This is a genomic window from Arthrobacter sp. Z4-13 (assembly GCF_054792705.1).
Window position 1 is genome coordinate 1,009,476 of record NZ_CP096459.1, and the last position, 22,621, is coordinate 1,032,096.

The window sequence follows — 22,621 nt, forward strand, 5'->3', positions numbered from 1 at the left end:
CTACTGGCCCTCCCCCTACCTGTCAGTGCTTAGTGCCCGCTCGTGCGTCTAAACGGCTAGACAGAGGCGGCAACCACAGCCCGGTTCCGCACCGGCTCCTCTGTCAGCTTGCCCTGCTGTAGGCGGAACCGCCGGTCCGTTTTGTTGGCCAGCGCGCGGTCGTGGGTGACCACGAGGATGGTGGTGTTGTAGTCCCGGCTCAGCGAGCTAAGGAGCTCGATGATGTGGTCACCCGTCTGCTCGTCCAGGTTACCCGTGGGCTCATCGGCCAGTATCAGCTTGGGCTCGTTGGCCAGGGCCCGCGCGATGGCCACGCGCTGCTGCTCGCCGCCTGAGAGCCTGTTAATGCGCCGGTCGTGCTTTTCCGGATCGAGCTGCACCTGCATCAGCAGGTCCTTGGCGCGCTGCAACCGGGTTACCTTCCGCATCCCTGCGAACTCCATCGGGAGCATCACGTTGTCCACTGCCGACAGGTTGGGAATCAGGTTGAACTGCTGGAAGACAAAGCCGATGTCCCGGCGTCGGTATTCGGTCAGCTTCCCGTCCGGCATGCTGGCCAGGCTCACGCCGTTGACGACGACGTCGCCGCTGGTGGGTTTGTCCAGGGCGCCCAGGAGGGACAACAGTGTGCTTTTGCCGCTGCCGCTCTTGCCGACGATCGAGGCAAGGGTTCCTTGCTCCAGTTCGAAGCTGACGTCATTGACCGGCTTGATGGTGCGGTCACCGGAGTTGAACGTACGGACCAGGTTCTTGACTTCAATCATGGCTATTCTCCTCGCAGGACTTCGATGGGACGGATGCGCGCAGTGAGCAGCGCCGGGACGAGCGCGCCGATGATGGCGACGCCGAAGACGGCGCCGATCCCGGCTGCAATGACGCCGGGGGAGGCGCTGGCAGTGACGGAGGTGAGCAGCTGCGACGCCCCGCCGAAGGGTCCGCCCTGGCCGCCGGGGAAGCCGGCGCCCCCCGGCAGTCCGGCGCCACCGGCAGCGCCGGCCATCGCGGCCCCGCGGCCGGTAGGGGGAGCCGCCGTCGTGGTGGTGCTGTTGGTGCTGATCAGCGCAGACGCGATGCCGCCGCTGGCGAAGGAGGCGATGGTGGCGCCCGCGGCGCTGCCCAGCGCCGCCAGGACCAGGGCCTCGAGGACAAACTGCAGGCCGATGGTGCGGTTGGGGGCGCCGATGGCTTTCAGCACTCCGATCTCCCGGCGGCGTTCGCGGACCAGCATCACCATGATCAGCAGGATGATCAGGCCTGCCGTGCCTAGGGCGACGACGAAGGCAATGAAGGAGATGTTCTTAACGCTGCCCAGTGAGCTGACGGCTGTTTCGAGGTTCTGCCCCTGGGTGACGTCCGCCTTATCGGTGCCAAGCGCGGCCTGCAGGGCAGTCTTGGTGGACTCGACGTTCTCCAGTGAATCCACGGTGACGATCATGCTGGCGAGTTCACCCGGAAGCCCGGCGAGGGTCTGGGCTGCGGGGAGCGTGACGTAGACGGCGTTGTTGCCGAAGGTGGTGCCGGCGTCGAACAAGCCCGCGACTGTGTAGGGCTGGTCGTTGATGGTGAACGTGGACCCGACCGTAAGGCTGTTTTTCTCGGCCAGCGTGGTTCCGAGCAGCGCACTGGTGGACTCGGCGGTGTAGTCGCCCAGGCCGGTGCCCTCCGTGATGGTGAGTGCCTTGCCGGCTATGTCCACTTCCGCGCCGATTCCCGTGGCGGTGATCGGCAGCGAGCGGACAGGCTCCGTGGTGGTGGTTCCCGTGGTGCCGTTGGCTGCCTGGTTGCGGCCGCCCAGCGTGCCGGCGTCGACGGCGGCAGCAAGGCTGGTGGTCAGGGTGGCAGAAGTCTGCCCGCCCGGGCCGCCCTGCCCGCCGCCGGGGCCGGTCTGGGTTCCGGAGGCCGTCTGGGCGGCGGCTTCGGTGGCGTTGCGGAGGCGGAGGGATTGTGTCCCGACAACGGCGCTGACGTTGGGCACGGCAGCCGCGGTTGCCGCCTGCTCGGCAGTCAGCGGCTCGCCGCCTCCTTCAAAGCCCTGCCCTCCGGCGGGGTTGACGGTCAGTACTGTGCCGACGCTGGCGTTGAGCTCCTGGACTTTTGCCGCGACGGCCTGGTTGGCCACCAGCATGGCCAGCGCCAGGCCGATGGCGACAGCCAGCACGGCAACAACTGCTGCCGTACGGACCTTGTTTCTGAAGGCGTTGCCTACACTGCGCGCTAGGACGCTCACGTTACTCCTCTGGATCCGGCGCCGGACGGAAGACCGGCTTCGGGTTCACTCTCGTGCGGCATCCTGTGCCGTAAACCGGCCGAAGCTGTGTTTGCGCTGTGAAGACCAATGCAGAAAAGTCCGGCCCCGCAAATGCGGGACCGGACTTTTCGGTGAGTCAGGTTGTCTACTTGGTGATCGGCCCGAGTACCGGATCGTCCACGTAGGCCGTCTTTACGTTCGCGGCGGTGACGATGACCGGCTCCAGCAGGTATGCAGGAACGGTCTTGACGCCGTTGTTGTAGGAGTCCTTGTCGTTGATTTCCAGTTCCTTGCCGGCCTGGAGATCCTTCACCATGGTGATGGCGTGCTCAACGAGCTTGCGGGTGTCCTTGTTGATGGTGGAGTACTGCTCGTTGGCCATGATGGACTTGACCGACTCCACTTCGGAGTCTTGCCCGGTGACGACGGGAAGCGGCTTGCCGGCGGCCTTGACGGAGGTCAGGACTGCACGGGCCAGGGTGTCGTTCGGGGAGAGGACGCCGTCCAGGGACTCCTTGGTGTAGCTGCCGGTGAGCAGGGTGTCAGCGCGCCGCTGGGCGTTTTCAGCCTTCCAGCCCTGCGTTACGGCCTGTTCGAAGCTGGTCTGGCCGGACACTACCTTCAGGGTGCCGTCGTCGATCTTCGGCTGCAGGACGCTCATGGCGCCGTCGAAGAAGACCTTGGCGTTGGCATCATCAGGGGAGCCGGCGAACAGTTCCACGTTGTACGGTCCGTTCGGGCTCTTGGCCTGGAGACCTTCGAGCAGTGCCTGGCCTTGGAGCTCGCCCACCTTGAAGTTGTCGTAGGCCACGTAGTAGTCCACGTTCTCGGTGTTCAGCAGCAGGCGGTCATAGGCGATGATCGTGGCGCCGGCGTCCTTGGCCTGCTTGAGCTGGGTGCCCAGCTGCGAGCCGTCGATGGCCCCGACGATGATGACCTTGGCACCCTTGGTGACCATGGCGCTGATCTGGTTCTGCTGCTCGGACACGCCGCCGTTGGCGAACTGCACATCAGCCTTGAACCCTGCACCGTTGAGGCCGTCGTTGAACAGCTTCTCCGCCAGGACCCAGTTTTCACTGGTCTTCTGCGGGAGTGCGACGCCGATGGATGAGTTTTGTTCGAACCCTCCCGTGCCTTCGGTTCCGCCGCCCGTGCCGGGCTCCGAGCGCCCGCAGCCCGTCAGCGCCAGTGCTGCGATAGCAGCAACCGCTGCGGCCTTTCCTGCTTTACCAATCATTCGCATTGTTGGTTCTCTTTCTTTGTGGTGGTGTAACGCTATTCAGGCTGCAAAGCTCAGGCTTCCCTGGCGATCGCTTCCTTGGTGGAGGTGGTCTCGTCGGGTTGGAGCGGGTTGCTGGGCCCGCCGCCGGAGGGCCGGTTGAAGTTCTGCGTCAACATGCCAATGATCGACTTCTTGCCCTGGCTCTTGTTGTAGACGTCGAACGCGACGGCAATCAGGAGCACCATGCCCTTGATGATCTGGGTGAGGTCTGCGCCCACGCCGAGGAGCTGCAGGCCGTTGTTCAGCACGGCCATCACCAGGCCACCAATGATGGAGCCGATGACGGTCCCCACGCCGCCCGTAACCGCCGCGCCGCCGATGAAGACAGCCGCGATGGCGTCCAGTTCCCAGCCCACGCCGTCGAACGGGCCCGATGCAGTGGAACGGCCCACGAAAATCATGCCCGCGAGGCCAGCCAGGACGGACATGTTCATCATGACCAGGAAGTTGACCTTCTTGGACTGGACACCGGACAGTTCGGCCGCGTGGCGGTTGCCACCTACGGCGTAGACGTGCCGGCCGAGGATGGTGCGGGAGGAGATAAAGCCGTACAGCAAAACCAGGACCGCGAGGATCAGGCCCGGGATGGGGAAGGAAGTGCCCGGGCGGCCCGTGGCGAACAGGTAGGTGGCGTAGAGGATGGCGCCGCAGATCAGGACCAGCTTCAGGGCCGTGACCCACATTTCCGGTACCTCGGCTCCCAATGCCTTTGCGCGGGCCCGGGAGCGCAGCTCGCCCCATACTACGAACGCGGCGGCGGCGATGCCCAGCAGCAGCGTGAGGTTGTTGAACCCGGTGTTGGGGCCTACCTCGGGGAGGTATCCCGATCCGAGGTACTGGAAGTCGTTGGGGACCGGGATGGTGTTGGACTTGCCCACGAACTGGTTGAAGCCGCGGAACAGGAGCATGCCGGCCAGGGTGACGATGAACGCCGGTATTCCTACGTAGGCCGTCCACCAGCCCTGCCACGCGCCGATCACCGCGCCGAGCACCAGGCCCAGGAGCACGCCGGCGTACCACGGGATGCCCCAGTCGCGGATGGCGAGGGCCACGGTGACTCCAACGAAGGCCGCCACGGAACCGACGGAGAGGTCGATGTGCCCCGCGATGATGACCAGCACCATGCCGATGGCGAGGATCAGGATGTAGGAGTTGCCGTTGAAGAGGTTGATGACGTTGCCGGGGGTAAGGGTCCGGCCGTCGGTGGCGATTTGGAAGAAGACGATCAGGGCCACCAGGGCGAAGATCATGCCGAATTGGCGGGTATTTCCGCCAAAGAGCTTCTTGAGGGCGTTCATTGTGTCAGTCCTTGTGTCCGGAAGGTTCTGGGGTGGTCCAGGGGGTCAGGCAGCTTCGGCTTTGCGGGCGGAGGTCATCAGTTTCATCAGGCTTTCCTGACTGGCCTCGTCTTTGTCCAGGACACCGGTAATGGCGCCTTCGAAGATCGTGTAGATACGGTCGGAAAGGCCCAGGAGTTCGGGCAGCTCCGAGGAAATGACGATGACACCCTTCCCCTGGTTGGCCAGTTGCTGGATGATGCCGTAGATCTCGTATTTCGCGCCGACGTCAATGCCGCGGGTCGGTTCATCCAGGATCAGCAGGTCCGGGTCGGTGAACATCCACTTGGCCAGGACCACTTTCTGCTGGTTGCCGCCGGAAAGTTTGGCCACGCCTTCCTCCACCGACGGGGTCTTGGTCCGCAGCGATTTGCGGTACTGTTCCGCCACGGTGAATTCCTGGTTCGGGTCCACCACAGAGTTGTGGCTGATCTTTCGCAGGTTGGCGGCTACCGTGGTGGTTTTGATGTCATCCAGCAGGTTCAGGCCCAGCGACTTGCGGTCCTCCGTAACGTAGCCCAGTCCGGCATCAATAGCCTGCCGAACGGATTTCAGGGTGACCTCCCGGCCGTCCTTATAGATCCGGCCGTTGATGAACCGGCCGTAGGAGCGGCCGAACACGGAGCGGGCCAGTTCCGTACGGCCTGCGCCCATGAGCCCGGCGAAGCCTACGATTTCACCCCGGCGGACGTAGAAGCTGGAATTCTTGCACACCAGGCGGTCCGCGACGTTCGGGTGGCCCACCGTCCAGTCCTTGACCTCGAAGAAGACCTCACCGATCTTCGGCGTGTGGTCCGGGAAGCGGGATTCGAGGGTCCGGCCCACCATGCCTTTGATGATCCGGTCCTCGTCCACGCCGTCGGCCTTGACGTCCAGCGTTTCGATGGACTTGCCGTCACGGATGATGGTGATGGAATCAGCGATCTGCTCAATCTCGTTGAGCTTGTGCGAAATGATGATGGACGTGATGCCCTTCGCCTTCAGGCCGAGCATCAGGTCCAGCAGGTGCTGGGAATCGGACTCGTTCAGTGCGGCCGTGGGCTCGTCCAGAATCAGAATCTTGACGGACTTGTTGAGAGCTTTCGCGATTTCCACGAGCTGCTGCTTGCCGACGCCGATTTCCTTGATGGGTGTGTCCGGGTCCTCGCGAAGGCCGACACGGGCCAGCAGGTCCAGGGAACGCAGCCGGGCCTCGGCCCAGTTGATAACCCCGCGTTTTGTGGGCTCGTTGCCGAGGAAGATGTTCTCCATGATGGAGAGCTCCGGGATCAGCGCGAGTTCCTGGTGGATGATCACGATGCCCGCGTGTTCGCTGGCCCGGATATCCCGAAACTGTTGGACCTGGTTCAGGTAGACGATGTCGCCGTCGTAGCTGCCGTAGGGGTACACACCTGAGAGGACCTTCATCAGGGTGGACTTGCCGGCGCCGTTCTCCCCACAGATGGCGTGGATCTCGCCGGCCTTTACCCGCAGGTTCACGTCGGCCAACGCTTTAACGCCGGGGAATTCCTTGGTGATGGACCGCATCTCGAGGATGATCGGCTCGTTTTGCGTGGTCTGGGACGTCATGTGCCCTAACCCTCCAATGCGATGACTTCTTTGTCCGGCCGGCAAAGCGCAGGGCCGTCTGATGCAAAAGTAAACTGGATCACGCCGCTTGTCGTCAAGTCTTTAACGCATATCCCGGGTAACGAAACGGTCTAGGTCTTCCGTATGCCGGCGTGTTGGAACACCAGCGCGGCCGCTCCGAGGGCCTCCGCACGGTCGCCCAGCGAGGACATGGCCAACGCCGTAGTCTCCCCAATAACCGGTACCGCATGCCTTACCAGGCCCCTTTTGATGGGATCGAGCAGGAGGTTGCCGAGTCCGGCGAGTGGCCCGCCGACCACGATCACTTCGGGGTTGATCAGGTTGGCAACATTGCCGAGGGCGCGGCCGACGGCGAGCCCTGCATCATCGAGTACCCGGAGGGTGGCCGAGTCACGGGCGAGGGCCTTGCGCACGATGTCTGCAGGGCTGAGCGGCCGGTCCTCACCGCGGCTCAAAAGCTCAATCATGGTGGTGGTGGAGGCGATGGTTTCAAGGCACCCGCGATTGCCGCAGCGGCAAACGAGCCCTTGTTCGTGGATGGTGGCATGCCCAATCTCGCCAGTGATCCCCACGTTGCCGTAATAGGGCGCCCCGTTGAGGATGAGGCCGGCTCCGATACCTGACCCGATTTTCAAAAACAGCAGGTTGCTGACCCCGGTATGCTGACCCCAGGTCACTTCAGACCACGCGCCCAAGTTCGCATCGTTGTCAACGAAGACGGGGATTTTCAGCCGTTCCTCCAGATGCTGGAGGATGTTGATGCCTACCCATTCCGGAAGGATTGCCCCTTGGGCCACGGTTCCGGTGCGGCGGTCGATGGGGCCCGGAATTCCGACGCCGGCGCCCACCACTGCGCTCCGCGCGATCCCGTTTTCGTCCAGGAGTTTGTCGAGCAGGAGCACCGCCGCCTGAATGCCTTCCTCGGCTTGGTGGCCGAGCGGCAGGGTTACTGATTCCTCGGCGATGATGTGGTAGCTCAGGGAGGCCAGGACCACGCGCAGGTGCCTGCGGCCGAAGTCAATCCCGACTGCCACCGCGCCGTTGCTGTTGAGCCTGACATTGAGCGCCCGCCGGCCGGAGCTGGTGATTGGTTCGGTGGATGCCAGGCCCGAATCGAGCATGATCCTGACAATGTTGGAGACCGTGGCGGTGGAAAGCCCGGTCTGCCTGGCCAGTTCAGCCTGCGTGGAAGGCCCGCCCATCAGCGACTCGATAATCCGTTGCTGGTTCAATTGCCGCAGGGCGGATTGCGAGCCGGGATTTTTGGGTCTGCTCCTCGTTGAGCGCGAAGTTGCGGGCATGCTTGAAAGAGTGCCTCATCGGAACTCTTGTAGTCAAGAAGTTAACGCAAAGGGCCCACCGCAATGATGAAAGGATCAGGATAATCTGCCCTCTGTGAGCTGCCTTGCGGTGCAAAATGGCCCCGACGGGCACCGGAAGCCGTGGCTAGTCTGTTCTCAGGCTTTCTTTTGAACGCCGGTCCGACGACGGAAGGTGGCCGCTGTGTTGCTGGCACTGCTGCAGGCGAACGCTCGTGTCATGGATGTGGACGCCAACTGTGCCGCCATCGATGCAGCCGCCGGGGCCGCCGCTGCCGCTGGAGCCGCCGTCCTGGTGACACCCGAACTCTTTCCCGTGGGTTATGCACCACGCAGGGTGCGGGCGGAACTGGATCCTGCTTGCCTGCCCGAGTTGCACGGGAGGCTTGCCAGCATCGGGCGGCGCCATCAGGTTGGCCTCGTATACAGCCTTCCCCAGGTCACCGGGCAGGGGGAGTGGCATATCAGCGCCACGCTTCTCGATGCTGACGGCAACAGTCTGCTCCGTTATTCGAAGGTGCACCTCTTCGGTCCGGACGAACGTGCGGCCTTCAGCCCGGCAGCTGAGAGTCCCGCCGTCGTGAATTTCAACGGGGTGCCTACCTCTATGGTGATCTGCTACGACGTCGAATTTCCTGAAGCCGTCCGGGCCGCGGCCGTGGCCGGAGCCGAACTGCTCCTGGTACCCACCGCCCTGGCACACGGGTTCGAGGACGTTCCACAGGTGCTGCTGCGTGCCCGCGCACTGGAGAGCCAGCTGACCATTGCCTACGCCAACCACTCCGGCGTCGAGGAGGGCTGCAGGTTCCTTGGCGGCAGCGTCATCGCCGGCCCGGACGGCAGGTTGCTGGCCGAGGCCGGCGGGGAAGCCCGGCTCCTTTTCGCGGAACTGGACGAAGGCGCCGCCGGAAAGGCCCGCGCCGAGGTGCCGTACCTTGAGGAACGCCGCCCTGATGCCTACCGCTTCTGGGACATCTAAGGGTTTGCGGTAAGCACGCCATCCACATACTGCAGCGCGATCAAAAGCTCTGCCCGTGACTGGGCCTGCCCAAGGTCCATTTCCAACAGTTCCGCGATGAAGTTCACCTGGCGCCGCACGCTGTTCCGGTGCAGGCCCAAGTCCTTGGCCGTGGCGTCCCAGCTTCCGTTCGCCGTTAGCCAGGACCGGAGAACGCGGAGCTGGACGTCCCGGCGTTCGGGCTCCAGCTCCAGTACTGGTGCCAGGAGCCTTGCTGCAAGCATGGTCCCGGCCTCATTGCCCAGCAGGCCGGTCACGGACCAGGTCACCTCCTCAACCCGCGAGCTTTTCCCCGTTGCGGCCACGCGGGGCCGCAGGGAAGTGGCGCGGCGGTAGGTTTCAGGCAAGCCGGACAATTCAGTGGGCTCACCCACCACCAGACTCCAGCCGAGCTGTTCGACCTCGGCCACCAACTGGTCATCCACGGTCAGCCGCGTGACTGCCGCGAATCCGTAGTCGGTCAGCTCAACCATTTTGCTGTCGAAGATCCGGCGCCACTGCAGCAGTTCCCGCACGGGCCCGTCCTCCGCGGCCGGGGCACCCGCCGGCCGCACGCCCTGGACCACCCGGACCGGGCGGGACCGGGGTCCCGACACGCTTTGCGCCAGCAGATCCTTCAAAACGTTCTGCTGCCGGGTGTTGCCCTCAATGAGGCTCTCGGGGTGCAACAGCAGGGCGGTCGCCAGCTGACTGGGGGCCAGGGACCCGCTGGTCCGTTGGCGGACCAGCAGTTCCAGGAGCCCGACGACGGACGAGACCACGCTGTTCTGCGGCGGAGTCAACGCCTTGTCCGCGCCGAGCACCAGTCCGCCCAGGGTGGCGTCTTTGCTGCTCCTGAGGGGGTGGCCCATCACCAAACCCGAGCCGGGGGCATCGAGCGTTTCTGTTTCCACGCGGGGCCCGCTACCGGTAAGAAGTTTCTTCAGGAGGGGCTGGAGTTCGGAAAGATCGACGGCGGCGCCGGTCCGGGCACGAACGCGGCCGTCGGCCCCAAAAAGGACGGCCCACACAGGGACGCGCCGGGCCAGCGCCGCCAGCAGTTCGTGTTCCGGCCGGGCCGAAAGCACCGCCCGCATGAGGTGCCTGTTGGTCTCTGCCAGTTGCCGGAACACCTGGGCATTTCCGGACTCCAGCAGCTTGGAAAATTCCAGGCCCAGGGCGGCAAACGGCACGCTGGCGGGCACCTCAACCAGCGTGATCCGGTGCTGCCGGCAGGCAGCCACCACGTGGTCCGGCACGGCGTCGTAGTAAGGCTGGAGGCCAAAGCCCAGGGCGGCGACTCCGGCTTCCACCAACCGGCGCACGTACTCCTCCACCCGGCCGGCACTGCCGCTCCCGGTTTGGCCGCCGTCGTCGTTTCCGTGTTCTCTGAAAGGCAGGCCGGCGGTGAGGACAAACTCGCCGTCCAGCAGGTAGGGCGTGGGGTCCTCCAACTCGCTCGGCTCCACCCAGCGCAGGGGCACCTGGCCGTTCCCGGCGTCGTGCACCACCCTCACTTCGGCAGGCAGGGCTGCGAGGAACTGTCCGAGGGTGACCGCGTCCAACTGGTCCGGGCTACCATCGATGGCTGGTGCATTACGTCTCATGGGTGATCACTATAGGTCACTTTGCACTCCCTTGAGATGCGGCTCACACCCCTACTCTGGGTGAGGGGAAAACCAGTTCAACCAGCCAACGACACGAACGGACGTCAACGATGACTGTGCCTACACTTTCCGGCCGGGCCCCGGACGGCGCGACCGGAACAACAGCCCGTCCGGCACTGGGCGCCCAGCTGCTGCGCCGCAAGCCAATTGCGCAGATGGTCAACGAGGCGGAAAGTACCAACGGTGGCCCACGGCTGATCCGCAGCTTCGGTGTCCTGCAGCTGACCATGATCTCCGTCGGGGCAACCCTGGGCACTGGCATCCTGGTGATCCTGGGCGAATCCGTTCCCCTTGCCGGGCCCGCCATCTGGATTTCGTTCGCGATTGCCGGCCTGGCCGCGCTGCTGTCCGCGGTGTCCTACGCCGAGATGGCCGGACTGGTGCCCGTGGCCGGCTCCAGTTACTCATACACCTACGCCACGATGGGCGAAGGGATGGCGTGGATCTGCGGCTGGTGCCTGGTGCTGGAGTACGCCGTATCCGTCGCCGCTGTTGCCGTGGGTGCCGGACAGTACGTCAACGAGACACTTGCCGTCTTCGGGTCCGTCCTGCCCGATGCCGTGTCCCAGCCGCCGGGCGACGGCGGCGTGGTCAACATTCCCGCCATGGTCATCGTGGTGCTCGCAACCATCCTGCTGGTCCGCGGGGCCAGGGAGAGCGCCTGGATCAACACCTCCATCGTGGTGGTGAAGGTGGGCATCCTGCTGTTCTTCTGCGCAGTGGCTTTCACCGCGTTCAACGCAGGCAACTTCGAGCCGTTGCTGCCCATGGGTGCCGCCGGCGTCTCCGCCGCGGCCTCCCGCGTCTTCTTCTCCTACATCGGCTTCGACGCCGCCTCCACGGCGGGTGAAGAAGCCCGCAACCCCAAGCGCGATCTTCCCAGGGCCATTATGTTGTCCATGCTGATCGTCACCACCATCTATGTCCTGGTGGCTGTCGCCGCCATTGGCGCCCGGCCGTGGGGCTGGTTCGACGGGACAGAAGCGGCACTGGTGAAGATCCTCGAAGAGACCACTGGCCAGCCCTGGATCGCCTTGATCTTCGCAGTGGGTGCCGTCCTGGCCATCGCCAGCATCGTCCTGACAGTGCTCTACGGGCAGACCCGCATCCTGCTGTCGATGTCCCGTGACGGGCTCATTCCCAAGGTGTTTGGCCGCGTCTCCCGCCGGACCGGCACCCCCGTGGCCGGCACGCTCCTGGTGGGAACCGCCGTCGCGCTCACCGCGGGACTGGTGCCGCTGGGCGCGCTCGCGGACGCCACCAGCATCGGAACGTTGTTTGCATTCGCCCTGGTGAACGTCGCCGTCATCTACCTCCGCCGCACCCGCCCGGAGCTGGAGCGGACCTTCCGCGTGCCGCTCTTCCCGATCACGCCCATCCTCGGCGCCGCGATGTGCGCCTACCTGATGGCGAACCTCGGTGCTGATACCTGGGTGGTCTTCGCCCTCTGGATGCTGGTGGGCGTGGCGGCGTACTTTGGCTACGGACGCCGCAACTCACGGGTGGCGGCCCTCAGCAGCGAGGAATACAGCGCGCTGTCCGCACCAAAACTTTCAACCCAGGAAACCCCCGAACCGACGAAGGCAGACCTTTCATGACCATCGCCACCGAACTGCCGGCTTCAGACCCGTCCAGCACATCAGCCACTCCCGCTGCAGCCCCGGCTCCCGGCGGCGCCCCTGCGGGCCCCATCACGATGCTGAACCCGGACTTCCCGTTCAGCTACGACCACTACCTCGCCCACCCGGACGGCCTGGGAAGTGTGCCGCCCGAACTGCTGGGCACCGAAGTTGCCGTCATCGGGGCAGGACTTTCCGGACTGGTCACCGCCTATGAGCTGATGAAGCTCGGGCTGCGGCCGGTGGTGTACGAAGCCGACCGGATCGGCGGGCGCCTGCGCACTGCTTCATTTCCCGCGGCGCCCGGTGTTGTGGCGGACCTCGGCGGCATGCGCTTCCCGGAGTCAGGCAAGGCGTTCTACCACTACGTGGACCTGCTGGGCCTGGAAACCGAAGAGTTTCCAAACCCCCTCTCGCCGGCAACGTCCAGCACTGTGATTGAGCTGGCAGGCCAGAAACACTATGCGGAAAAGCCAAGCGACCTTCCGCCGTTCTTCCGCGAAGTGGCGGATGCCTGGAAGGCTGCCGTGAATGACGGCGCCCAGTTTGTCGAGATGCAGCAGGCCATCCGCTCCAGGGACACGGCACGGATCAAGGAGCTCTGGAACGAACTTCTGCCGCTCATGGACGAGCAGACCTTCTACGGTTTCATCGCAGCCAGCGAGTCCTTCAAGAAGGCCGGGTTTGCCCACCGGGAAGCCTTCGGCCAGGTGGGCTTCGGCACCGGCGGCTGGGACACTGACTTCCCCAACTCCATCCTGGAAATCCTGCGCGTGGTGTACACCGACGCTGATGACCAGCACCGGCTCATCAGCGGGGGAGCGCAGCGGCTGCCCGAGGCACTGTGGCAGCACGCGCCGTCGGGTATGGCGCACTGGCCGGAAGGAACCTCGCTGGCGTCACTGCACTCCGGCTCGCCGCGAGGTGCCGTGGGCCGGATCAGCCGCGACCCGGACGGAAACCTGCGTATCCGCGAACGGTGGGGCCGCGAAGCCAGCTACCCCGCAGTGGTCACCACCTGCCAGTCCTGGCTGCTGTCCACCCGCATTCACACGGAGGAGGCCCTGTTCCCGGCCGAACTCTGGACTGCCATTGAGCGCTCGCACTACATGCAGTCCTCCAAAACGTTCGTGATGGTGGACCGGCCGTTCTGGAAGGACATCGATCCGGACACCGGCAACGAGGTGCTCTCGATGACGCTCACGGACCGGCTCAACCGCGCAACGTACCTCCTGGACAACGGGCCGGACCAGCCCGCCGTCATCCTGCTGTCCTACACCTGGAACGACGACGCGCTGAAGTGGCTGGCGCTGGACGCCGACGAGCGGGTGGAACTGATGCTGCACTCGCTTGAGCAGATCTACCCGGGAGTGGACATCGCCAACCACATCGTGGGCCAGCCCATCACCGTCTCCTGGGAGGCCGATCCCAACTTCATGGGCGCGTTCAAAGCCAACCTGCCGGGACACTACCGCTACCAGCAGCGGCTGTTCACGCACTTCAAACAGGACGCCCTGCCCGCAGCGCAGCGCGGGATCTTCCTGGCCGGCGACGACGTCTCCTTCACCGCCGGGTGGGCGGAAGGCGCCGTGACAACCGGCCTGAACGCGGTGTGGGGAGTGCTGAAGCACCTGGGTGGTTCCTCCGCACCCGGCAACCCGGGGCCGGGTGAACTGCTGGACGAGATCGGCCCGATCAGCCTCGACTAAGCGGGTGGGGACTAACCGTGCAGCTCCCGGTGCGACCGGGCCAGCTCGACGTAACGCGTAGCGTTGGCCCGGACGCCGTCATACTCCTCTTCCGTGAGTTCGCGGCGGACCTTACCCGGGACGCCCGCCACGAGTGAGCGGGGCGGAACAACGGTTCCCTCCAGGACGACGGCGCCGGCGGCCACCAGCGAGCCGGCGCCGATCACCGCCCCATTGAGTACGGTTGCGCCCATGCCGATCAGGCAGTCGTCCTCCACTGTGCAGCCGTGCACGACGGCGGCGTGCCCCACGCTGACCCGTTGGCCCACGATGCAGGGAAAACCGGGGTCCGCGTGCAGCACCACGTTGTCCTGCAGGTTGCTGCCCGCACCGACGGTGATTGCGGCAGTGTCGGCGCGGACGGAGACTCCGTAGAACGCGCTGGAGTCCTCGGCGAAGGTGGCGTTGCCGATGATGGACGCCGTGGGCGCGACGAAAGCGGAATCATGGACGGCCGGGGAGTTGCCGGCGAAAGGGTAAAGAGGGGCCATGCGCCCAAGCCTAGGACATCCGCCCCCGCTACCTACTTGGGTGACGCGACGCGGGGGTGCGGAGGACCAGGAACTGATAGTGCTGCGTCCAATACCCTGCACCTGGCCCGGAGTCTGTGCCCGTACCCTCCGGCCACGTGACAAACTCCTCGACAGTGCCGTGGCGCCCAAAGACTTCCCGGACCGTTGCGTCGCTGCGCCTGCTGAAAAAGCGGGGCTCGACCTCGTCCTCGGGATTCAGTACTTCTACATCGTCCCCTGACCAGAGGCCGACGGCGATCGGCGCAGCGGGTGCGGTGACCCGCACCAGCTCGGCCAGGACAGCGTCGATCTCGCGGGCGGGAATGTGCAGCAAGGTGCTCATCGACCACAACGCCGGGAACGAGCCGTTCGGGAAGGGCATTCGCCTGGCGCTCGCCACCGATACGTCCAGGCCCCTGGCCCGGGCCTTTCGGACCTGCCCCTCGGCGAGGTCCACTCCTGTGTAATGGATGCCGGCCTGCACGAATCTCAACCCGTCAAGTCCGGCCCCTGTCCCAACTTCGAGAACGGCGTGCCGGCCTTCGGACTTCAGCAGGGCGATGAAGCGTTGGCGCTGCTCCATCCGCCTGCGCGACGGCGGATGGTCGGCGCCGGAAGCGGCCCGCCAATTGTAGAAGTCGGCAAGGCGGCGCTCGCCGTCCTCCGCCCCCCGTTCCATTGCGCCTCCCTGAGGCTCAGTTCCATCAGTTGAAGACGACAGTCCTGTTGCCGTCCAGCAGCACCCGGTGCTCTGCGTGCCACTGCACTGCCTGGACCAGTGTGCGGCCTTCCACGTTCCGGCCCATCTGGACGAACTGCTCCGGTGTGCGGGCATGGTCCACGCGGATGACCTCCTGCTCGATGATGGGGCCTTCGTCCAGCGCTGCCGTCACGTAATGGGCGGTTGCGCCGATCAGCTTCACACCGCGGGCATGCGCCTGGTGGTACGGCTTGGCGCCCTTGAAGGACGGCAGGAAGGAGTGGTGGATGTTGATGGCCTTGCCCGTGAGCTCGGTGCAGAGCTCATCGGAAAGGATCTGCATGTAGCGGGCCAGGACCGTCAGTTCAATATCGTGCTCTGCCATGATGGCGCGAAGCTTGTCCTCCGCCTGCGCCTTGGTGTCCCTGGTGACAGGGATGTGGTGGAACGGAATGCCGTAGAACTCGGCGAGCCCGGCCAGGTCCTGGTGGTTGGACACAATGGCGGGGATCTCAATGGGCAGGGTCCCGGAGCGCTGCTGGAACAGGAGGTCGTTGAGGCAGTGCGCGGCGGTGCTGGCCATCACCAGGGTCCGGACCTTCTGCCCCACCGCGTTGAAACTCCACTGCATGCCGAACGCCTCTGCCACCGGCTCCAGGGCAACCCGAAGCTCCGAAGCAGGAACCGTCGTCATGACCTCTACCCGCATAAAGAAGTTGCCCGTGGCGGGGCTGCCGTACTGCTGCGAATCCGTAATATTGCACCCTGCCGCCAGCAGGGCGCCGGCCACCGCATGGACGATTCCCGGGCGGTCCGGGCAGGACAGGGTTACTACGTACGCTTGGCTCAGCTGCTCTTCTTTCACGCGTACAAGCCTACCCGCGCAGCGGCCCCCGGATTTGGTAGGCTGAAAGGGTCGCAACTGGCGTTGGGTGGCTAACCACCAGGGAGCGGCAATCACGAAGACCACGGATCGTACGCCTGGGCCGAGGGTCATGTCTTGCCGGAAGTGGGCTGCTCGCGTCAGTGCCGCAGCGCCATGCCCGCGCTTCGTCACGTCCTGTCATAGGAGGTGTGAAAGTGCGCCAGCCGGTAGCCTGACCTAAGCAGTGCCCGTATCCCTAGCCAGGAGTTCTTCGTGACTACTACAGCCACCTCCACCACCGCCGTCAGCAACCAGCCGCTGGCTGAGCTTGACCCTGAAATCGCCGCAGTCCTGGACCAGGAGCTCGGCCGCCAGCGCGGCACCCTGGAAATGATTGCCTCCGAAAACTTCGCCCCCCGCGCCGTGATGGAAGCCCAGGGTTCCGTCCTCACCAACAAGTACGCCGAGGGTTACCCGGGCCGCCGCTACTACGGCGGTTGCGAGTACGTTGACGTCGCCGAGCAGCTGGCTATCGACAGGGTCAAGGCCCTCTTCGGCGCCGAGTACGCCAACGTCCAGCCGCACTCCGGTGCCCAGGCCAACGCCGCCGCCCTGTCCGCCATGATCACCCCCGGTGACAAGATCCTGGGCCTGTCCCTGGCCCACGGCGGCCATCTGACCCACGGCATGAAGCTGAACTTCTCCGGCAAGCTCTACAACGTGGCTGCCTACCAGGTGGAGCAGGACAACTTCCGCGTGGATATGGACAAGCTCCGCGAACAGGCCATCGCTGAAAAGCCCCAGGTCATCATCGCCGGCTGGTCCGCCTACCCGCGCCACCTGGACTTCGCCGCCTTCCGTTCCATCGCCGATGAGGTTGGCGCGCTCCTGTGGACCGACATGGCGCACTTCGCCGGACTGGTGGCCGCGGGCCTGCACCCGAGCCCGGTGCCGTACTCCGACGTCGTCACCTCCACCGTGCACAAGACCCTCGCCGGTCCGCGCTCCGGTGTGATCCTGGCCAAGCAGGAGTGGGCCAAGAAGCTTAACTCCAACGTCTTCCCGGGTCAGCAGGGCGGCCCGCTGATGCACGTCATCGCCGCCAAGGCCGTGGCCTTCAAGATCGCCGGCACCGAGGAATTCAAGGAGCGGCAGGAGCGCGTCCTCGAAGGCGCCAAGATCATCGCCGACCGCCTCAACCAGGCCGACGTCGCCGAAGCCGGCGTCTCCGTGCTCACCGGCGGCACCGATGTGCACCTGGTCCTCGTTGACCTGCGCAACTCGAAGCTGGACGGCCAGCAGGCCGAAGACCTCCTGCACTCCGTAGGCATCACGGTCAACCGCAACGCCGTTCCGTTCGACCCCCGCCCGCCGATGGTCACCTCCGGCCTGCGCATCGGCACCCCGGCCCTGGCAACCCGCGGCTTCGGCGCCACGGAGTTCACCGAGGTGGCCGAAATCATCGCCACCGCGTTGAAGGCCGGCAACAGCGCCGATGTTGAGGCCCTGCAGACCCGCGTGGACAAGCTCGCCGCCGACTTCCCGCTGTACCCGCAGCACGAGCAGTGGTGACCCATGACTGAAACCACAAAGACCGCTCGTATCCTCGACGGCAAGGCAGCGGCTGCAGCCATCAAATCCGAGCTGACTGAGCGTGTCACGGCACTGAAGGCCCGGGGCGTCACTCCCGGTATTGCCACCGTTCTCGTAGGCGCGGATCCTGCCTCGCAGCTGTACGTGTCCATGAAGCACAAGCAGTCCGAGGAAATCGGGATGAACTCGATCCAGCGTGAGCTTCCGGCGGATTCCACCCAGGCCCAGGTTGAGGCCCTCATTGATGAACTCAATGCGGACCCCGCCTGCCACGGGTACATCGTGCAGCTTCCCCTGCCCAAACACCTGGACACCGATGCCATCCTGGAGCGCATCGACCCCGCCAAGGATGCCGACGGCCTGCACCCGACCAACCTTGGCCGGCTGGTGCTCAACGTCAACGGCGAAATCACGTCGCCGCTGCCGTGCACGCCCCGCGGCGTCATCGAGCTCCTGGAACGCAACGGCTACAGCCTCGCCGGCAAGCATGTTGTGGTGGTGGGCCGCGGCGTCACGATCGGCCGCTCGATCGGATTGCTGCTCACCCGCCGGGCCGTGAATGCCACCGTGACCCTGACGCACACCGGAACCGAGAACCTCTCGGAGCTGCTGCGGCAGGCGGACGTCATAGTGGGTGCCGCCGGCGTCAAGCACATCGTCAAGGCTGCGGACGTAAAGCCCGGCGCGGCCCTGCTCGACGTCGGTGTCACCCGCGAAACTGACCCCGGGACGGGCAAGAGCAAGGTCCACGGCGACATCGAGCCCGCAGCGGCCGAGGTAGCAGGCTGGATTTCGCCGAACCCCGGGGGCGTCGGCCCCATGACCGTGGCACTGCTGATGACCAACGTGGTGGAAGCCGCGGAACGCCAGGCGGAAATTGCCCGGTAGTTCTTGAGCACGCCGACGGCGGGCGGCCCTTGCGCATAAGGGCGGCCCGCCGTCGTACTTTAAGGCCGGAACTGAAAGTCCCCTTCCACCTGCCCGCCAGCTCCACTAGTCTGCGGAGGGTGCACAACAAAGCCAGCGTGTCCTCGAACGCCGCCCCCGGCGCCGTCCAGCAAGCCGCGGAACCCCACACTCAAGCCCGCCGCACCGTCATCACGGCGGAGAACCTGACCAAGACCTACGGCGGGGTTGCCGCCGTCGACGGCATCTCGTTCAGCGTCCCTGCGGGGGAGTCGTTCGGCCTGCTGGGTCCCAACGGCGCCGGCAAGTCCACCACCATGAAGATGATCGGCGGGGTCACCCGCCGCACTTCCGGAAACCTCCACATCATGGGCCTCGACCCGGACTCGCATGGGCCGGAAGTGCGCGCGCACCTGGGCGTGGTGCCGCAGCAGGACAACCTGGACGAGGAACTCCGCGTCCGGGACAACCTGCTGGTGTACGGCCGCTACTTCGGCCTGCCCATGAGCTACCTGAAGCCGAAGGCGGACGAGCTGCTGGAGTTTGCCCAGCTGACGGACAAGGCAAAGTCCAAGGTGGACGCCCTGTCCGGCGGCATGAAGCGGCGCCTGACCATTGCGCGGTCGCTCATCAACGAGCCGCGGATCCTGCTGCTGGATGAACCCACCACGGGGCTGGACCCGCAGGCCCGGCACATCCTCTGGGACCGGCTGTTCCGGCTCAAGGAGCAAGGCGTCACGCTGATCCTGACCACGCACTATATGGATGAGGCCGAGCAGCTCTGCGACCGGCTCATCGTGGTGGACAAGGGCCGGATCATGGCCGAGGGGTCCCCGGCGCAGCTGATCCGTGACCACTCCACCCGGGAGGTGGTTGAGCTGCGGTTCGGGTCCGAACGGAACACCACCATCTCCGCGGAGCTGGACGGCATCGGCGCGCGGCTGGAGGTCCTGCCGGACCGGGTGCTGATATACGCGCACGACGGCGAGTCAGCCCTTGAGCAGGTGGCGTCCCGCGGCCTGAGGCCGCTGACGTCGCTGGTCCGGAGGTCCTCCCTGGAAGACGTGTTCCTCCGGCTGACAGGCAGGAGCCTCGTTGACTGAGCGCGGAACCTACCGGGCCCACATCCCGGAGGTGGCAGCTGCGAAGGCCCGGCGCTGGGGAGCGTTCTACTACGCGGAGCAGGTGCTCCGGGTCATGAAAAACTACAGTTGGTCCATCCTGATGTACAGCGTCGGGCAACCCGTGGCGTACCTCTTCGCCATGGGGGTTGGCCTGGCCACCCTGGTTGAGGCCCAGGAGACGGCAGCGTTCGGCGGTGTCACTTACCTGGCCTTCATAGCGCCCGCGCTGCTGGTCTCCGCGGCAGTCATGACTGCCGCCAATGAGTTCACGTTTCCGGTGATGGCCGGGTTCAAGTGGCGCCGCACCTACTACGGTCCGCATGCCTCCCCGCTGACGCCGGAGCAGATCGCGGCCGGCCACATCATGGCCGTGACTCTGCGGCTGTTGGTGCAGTCAGCCATCTACTTCGCAGCCGTGGCACTGTTTGGCGCCTCTCCGCTGGCCTCGGGGTGGGCCGGGATCCTGGTGGCGACCCTTGCCGGCCTGTCCTTCGGCCTGCCGCTGATGGCCTATTCCGCATCGATCACCGAGGACAGGGGCCAGTTCGCGCTGGTGATGCGGCTCATCGTGATGCCGATGTTCCTGTTCTCCGGGACCTTCTTCCCGCTGGACACCCTCCCGCTGGCCGTCCGCTGGATCGGCTGGATCTCGCCCATCTGGCACGGCACGGAACTGGGCAGGGTGGTCAGCTACGGCTACGCGGAGCCCCCGCTCCTTACCCTTGTCCACGTTGCCGTCCTGGCCGGCCTTGCGGTGGTGGGCTGGATCCTGACCAAGCGCAGGTTCGCGGCAAGGATGGGGCAATGAGCGCCGCCGGCCAGAGCGCCACGGACAGGGCGCGGGACAGGACCTTCGGCACGCTGTACTCGCGCAACGCCAGGGCCGTGATTTCGCGCGGCATGAAGGCTACGATGGGCGGCCACTGGCTGGTCATGCTGTCAGGCTTCTTCGAGCCTGTCCTGTTCCTGGTCTCCATGGGTGTGGGCATGGGAGCGATCGTGGGCACGGTGGAGGGGCCGGACGGCACTCCGATCAGCTACGCCGCTTACATCGCGCCGGCCCTGCTTGCAGTCTCGGCGATGAACGGCGCGGTCTACGACTCGACGTGGAACGTGTTCTTCAAGATGAACTTCGCGAAGCTGTACCAGGGCATGCTGTACACGTCGCTGGGGCCGCTGGACATTGCCCTGGGGGAGATTTTCCTGGCCCTCCTGCGTGGGATGCTGTATGCCACGGGCTTCACGGCCGTCATGGGGATGATGGGACTCATCACCACTCCCTGGGCGCTGCTGATGATCCCCGCCTCCGTGCTGATCGCGTTCGGGTTCGCCAGCATCGGGATGGCGATCACCAGCTTCATGAAAACCTTCCAGCAGATGGACTGGATCACCTTCATCATGCTGCCCATGTTCCTTTTCAGCGCCACGTTCTACCCGTTGAGCGTGTACCCGCAGGCGATTCAGTGGCTCATCCAGGCCATGCCGCTATGGCACGGGGTGGAACTGCTGCGCCAGATCAGCGTGGGCACTTTCACAGCTGCGACCCCCGTCCACATTAGCTACTACCTGGTGATGACCGCCGTCGGAATGCTGCTCACCACAGTGCGGCTGCGGCAGCTCTTCCTGAAGTAGCAGGTGTTCGCCCGGGGTGGAAGGCGGCGGGAGCATACTCCCGCGTTTGAGAGAATGGGTGCATGCAATCTCTGGGCAGCTCCAAGTCATCCTCCAAACCCGCCAGGGGCGGATTTTCCATGTTCCGCATCAGCGGGCCGGGGCTTATGGTCCTCGTCACCGCGTTTGTGGTGGCCGTCATCTTTGCGGCCAACCAGAACGACGTCGTGGGCTGGGTTGTTGCCGTCATCGCCGCCTTCTGGCTTGCCCTCGCATGCTTCGTCGTCTTCAGCATCCAGAAGGCCGCCAAGAAAGCCGGAGCCAAGCTGACTGAAGCCCAGAACGCATTCACCACAGCTGCCGGACGCGGACCGTCCTCTTACGCCGACCAGGGTGGAACCCGGGTTGTTGCCGAGCGCAGCCAGGCCGAGGAGGTCCGGGACCTTAAGCTGGACCACTCCTTCAAAATTGTCCAGGTGCAGATCCGCGTGGTGGAGGACGAGCGTGCCAAGGGTGCGGCCGCCAACCAGGACACTATCAACCGGGCCCTGGAAACCATTGAGATCACAGCCACGAATGCAAGGGACATGATCAAGTCCTCCGGCGGCAGCGGAGAGCCGGTCGCCGGAACCATCATCGACTAGAGTGGAGCGGGTGATCTCGGCATTGAAGAAGGACCACCTTCGCATCGCATCCGTTAATGTCAACGGCCTTCGGGCCGCTTACAAGAACGGCATGGCGGCGTGGCTTGAGCCGCGCGAAGTGGACATCCTCTGCCTGCAGGAAGTCCGCGCCCCGGACGCCATCGTCCGGCAGTTGCTGGGCGACGACTGGCACATCCTGCACGCGGAGGCTGAAGCCAAGGGCCGCGCCGGCGTCGCCATCGCATCCCGCGAAGAACCGCTCGAAACGCGGAACGGCATCGGCGACGATTATTTCGCTACCGCGGGCCGCTGGGTGGAGGCTGATTTCCGGTTCGCCGATGCAGCCGGACATCCTGTCCAGCTCACGGTTGCAAGCGCCTACGTCCACTCCGGTGAGGTGGGCACGCCCAAACAGGACGACAAGTTCCGGTTCCTTGACGTCATGAGCACGCGCCTGCCGGAACTGACCAAGCACAGCGACCACGCCCTTGTGGTGGGGGACCTCAACGTTGCCCACACGCCCCTGGACATCAGGAACTCGAAGGGCAACGTCAAGAAGGCGGGCCACCTGCCCGAAGAACGCGCCTATTTTGACCGGTTCTTCGGCGAGGAGATCGGATGGCAGGACGTCCACCGCAAGCTGGCCGGCGAAATCGACGGACCCTACACGTGGTGGTCCCAGCGCGGGAAGGCGTTCGACAACGACACCGGCTGGCGCATTGACTACCACCTGGCCACCCCCGCACTCGCTTCCGCCGCCATCTCGGCAGTGGTGGACCGGGCGGCCTCGTGGGACACCCGCTTCTCCGACCATGCCCCGCTGGTAGTGGATTACCAGCTTTGAGCCCCGAAGGTTTCC

General features: G+C 65.1%; 20 protein-coding genes and 1 riboswitch. Of the genes, 10 read left to right on the plus strand and 10 right to left on the minus strand.

Features of this window, described 5'->3' with window-relative positions; translation table 11 throughout:
• Positions 1–56 precede the first annotated feature (56 nt).
• The 6 genes from M1E07_RS06550 to M1E07_RS06575 all read right to left on the minus strand — a co-directional run bounded on the left by M1E07_RS06550 (position 57) and on the right by M1E07_RS06575 (position 7,758).
• On the minus strand, positions 57–764 hold the full coding sequence (locus M1E07_RS06550) for an ABC transporter ATP-binding protein (protein WP_461189449.1): 708 nt from the start codon (positions 762–764) through the stop codon (positions 57–59).
• Between the two features lie 2 nt (positions 765–766).
• On the minus strand, positions 767–2,227 hold the full coding sequence (locus M1E07_RS06555; protein WP_461189450.1) for an ABC transporter permease: 1,461 nt from the start codon (positions 2,225–2,227) through the stop codon (positions 767–769).
• A 166-nt stretch (positions 2,228–2,393) separates the two neighbouring features.
• Positions 2,394–3,491 carry a substrate-binding domain-containing protein gene (locus M1E07_RS06560; RefSeq protein WP_461189451.1) on the minus strand — a complete coding sequence of 366 codons (1,098 nt, stop codon included), beginning with the start codon at positions 3,489–3,491 and terminating at the stop codon, positions 2,394–2,396.
• 50 nt (positions 3,492–3,541) lie between these two features.
• The gene (gene mmsB / locus M1E07_RS06565) at positions 3,542–4,828 is read right to left on the minus strand and encodes a multiple monosaccharide ABC transporter permease (RefSeq protein ID WP_461189452.1); all 1,287 of its coding nucleotides are present in this window, start codon (positions 4,826–4,828) and stop codon (positions 3,542–3,544) included.
• Between the two features lie 45 nt (positions 4,829–4,873).
• Entirely contained in the window at positions 4,874–6,436 is a 1,563-nt protein-coding gene (mmsA, locus tag M1E07_RS06570) for a multiple monosaccharide ABC transporter ATP-binding protein (RefSeq protein ID WP_461189453.1), read from the minus strand.
• Positions 6,437–6,567: 131 nt separating this feature from the next.
• Entirely contained in the window at positions 6,568–7,758 is a 1,191-nt protein-coding gene (locus M1E07_RS06575) for an ROK family transcriptional regulator (protein WP_461189454.1), read from the minus strand.
• Positions 7,759–7,960: 202 nt separating this feature from the next.
• Here M1E07_RS06575 and M1E07_RS06580 point away from each other — a divergent pair, with 202 nt between their 5' ends.
• Positions 7,961–8,755, plus strand: coding sequence for a nitrilase-related carbon-nitrogen hydrolase (locus M1E07_RS06580; RefSeq protein ID WP_461189455.1), 795 nt, complete (start codon positions 7,961–7,963; stop codon positions 8,753–8,755).
• On the opposite strand, the gene M1E07_RS06585 is transcribed toward M1E07_RS06580, so the two are convergent.
• The gene (locus M1E07_RS06585) at positions 8,752–10,380 is read right to left on the minus strand and encodes a PucR family transcriptional regulator (RefSeq protein ID WP_461189456.1); all 1,629 of its coding nucleotides are present in this window, start codon (positions 10,378–10,380) and stop codon (positions 8,752–8,754) included. The two genes, M1E07_RS06580 and M1E07_RS06585, sit on opposite strands and share 4 nt — an antisense overlap.
• Positions 10,381–10,490: 110 nt before the next feature.
• Between M1E07_RS06585 and M1E07_RS06590 the strand changes: the two genes are divergently transcribed.
• Both M1E07_RS06590 and M1E07_RS06595 read left to right on the plus strand, forming a co-directional pair.
• Entirely contained in the window at positions 10,491–12,038 is a 1,548-nt protein-coding gene (locus tag M1E07_RS06590; RefSeq protein ID WP_461189457.1) for an amino acid permease, read from the plus strand.
• Positions 12,035–13,768: a flavin monoamine oxidase family protein gene (locus M1E07_RS06595; RefSeq protein ID WP_461189458.1), complete on the plus strand. Its 1,734-nt coding sequence runs from the start codon at positions 12,035–12,037 to the stop codon at positions 13,766–13,768. Before M1E07_RS06590 ends, M1E07_RS06595 begins: the two co-directional genes overlap by 4 nt.
• Before the next feature lie 11 nt (positions 13,769–13,779).
• Here M1E07_RS06595 and M1E07_RS06600 read toward each other — a convergent pair whose 3' ends face one another.
• From M1E07_RS06600 to purU, 3 genes are read right to left on the minus strand one after another with little or no spacing between them, the layout of a single operon-like run.
• Entirely contained in the window at positions 13,780–14,298 is a 519-nt protein-coding gene (locus M1E07_RS06600; RefSeq protein WP_461189459.1) for a gamma carbonic anhydrase family protein, read from the minus strand.
• 28 nt (positions 14,299–14,326) lie between these two features.
• Positions 14,327–14,998, minus strand: coding sequence for a class I SAM-dependent methyltransferase (locus tag M1E07_RS06605; RefSeq protein ID WP_461189460.1), 672 nt, complete (start codon positions 14,996–14,998; stop codon positions 14,327–14,329).
• A gap of 25 nt (positions 14,999–15,023) precedes the next feature.
• Positions 15,024–15,884, minus strand: coding sequence for a formyltetrahydrofolate deformylase (gene purU, locus M1E07_RS06610; protein WP_461189461.1), 861 nt, complete (start codon positions 15,882–15,884; stop codon positions 15,024–15,026).
• A 43-nt stretch (positions 15,885–15,927) separates the two neighbouring features.
• Positions 15,928–16,013: riboswitch (ZMP/ZTP riboswitch) on the plus strand.
• Positions 16,014–16,157: 144 nt separating this feature from the next.
• Between purU and glyA the strand changes: the two genes are divergently transcribed.
• The 7 genes from glyA (at position 16,158) to M1E07_RS06645 (ending at position 22,606) form a co-directional block, all read left to right on the plus strand.
• Positions 16,158–17,456, plus strand: coding sequence for a serine hydroxymethyltransferase (gene glyA / locus M1E07_RS06615; RefSeq protein WP_461189462.1), 1,299 nt, complete (start codon positions 16,158–16,160; stop codon positions 17,454–17,456).
• 3 nt (positions 17,457–17,459) lie between these two features.
• A complete protein-coding gene (locus M1E07_RS06620) occupies positions 17,460–18,365 on the plus strand; it encodes a bifunctional methylenetetrahydrofolate dehydrogenase/methenyltetrahydrofolate cyclohydrolase (protein ID WP_461189463.1) in 906 nt (301 codons plus the stop codon).
• 137 nt (positions 18,366–18,502) lie between these two features.
• A complete protein-coding gene (locus tag M1E07_RS06625; RefSeq protein ID WP_461189464.1) occupies positions 18,503–19,486 on the plus strand; it encodes an ABC transporter ATP-binding protein in 984 nt (327 codons plus the stop codon).
• Positions 19,479–20,315 (plus strand): ABC transporter permease, encoded by an 837-nt coding sequence (locus tag M1E07_RS06630; RefSeq protein ID WP_461189465.1) that lies wholly within the window; start codon positions 19,479–19,481, stop codon positions 20,313–20,315. Before M1E07_RS06625 ends, M1E07_RS06630 begins: the two co-directional genes overlap by 8 nt.
• Entirely contained in the window at positions 20,312–21,139 is an 828-nt protein-coding gene (locus M1E07_RS06635; RefSeq protein WP_461189466.1) for an ABC transporter permease, read from the plus strand. Before M1E07_RS06630 ends, M1E07_RS06635 begins: the two co-directional genes overlap by 4 nt.
• Before the next feature lie 62 nt (positions 21,140–21,201).
• On the plus strand, positions 21,202–21,762 hold the full coding sequence (locus M1E07_RS06640) for a hypothetical protein (RefSeq protein ID WP_461189467.1): 561 nt from the start codon (positions 21,202–21,204) through the stop codon (positions 21,760–21,762).
• A 10-nt stretch (positions 21,763–21,772) separates the two neighbouring features.
• A complete protein-coding gene (locus M1E07_RS06645) occupies positions 21,773–22,606 on the plus strand; it encodes an exodeoxyribonuclease III (protein ID WP_461189468.1) in 834 nt (277 codons plus the stop codon).
• Positions 22,607–22,621 lie beyond the last annotated feature (15 nt).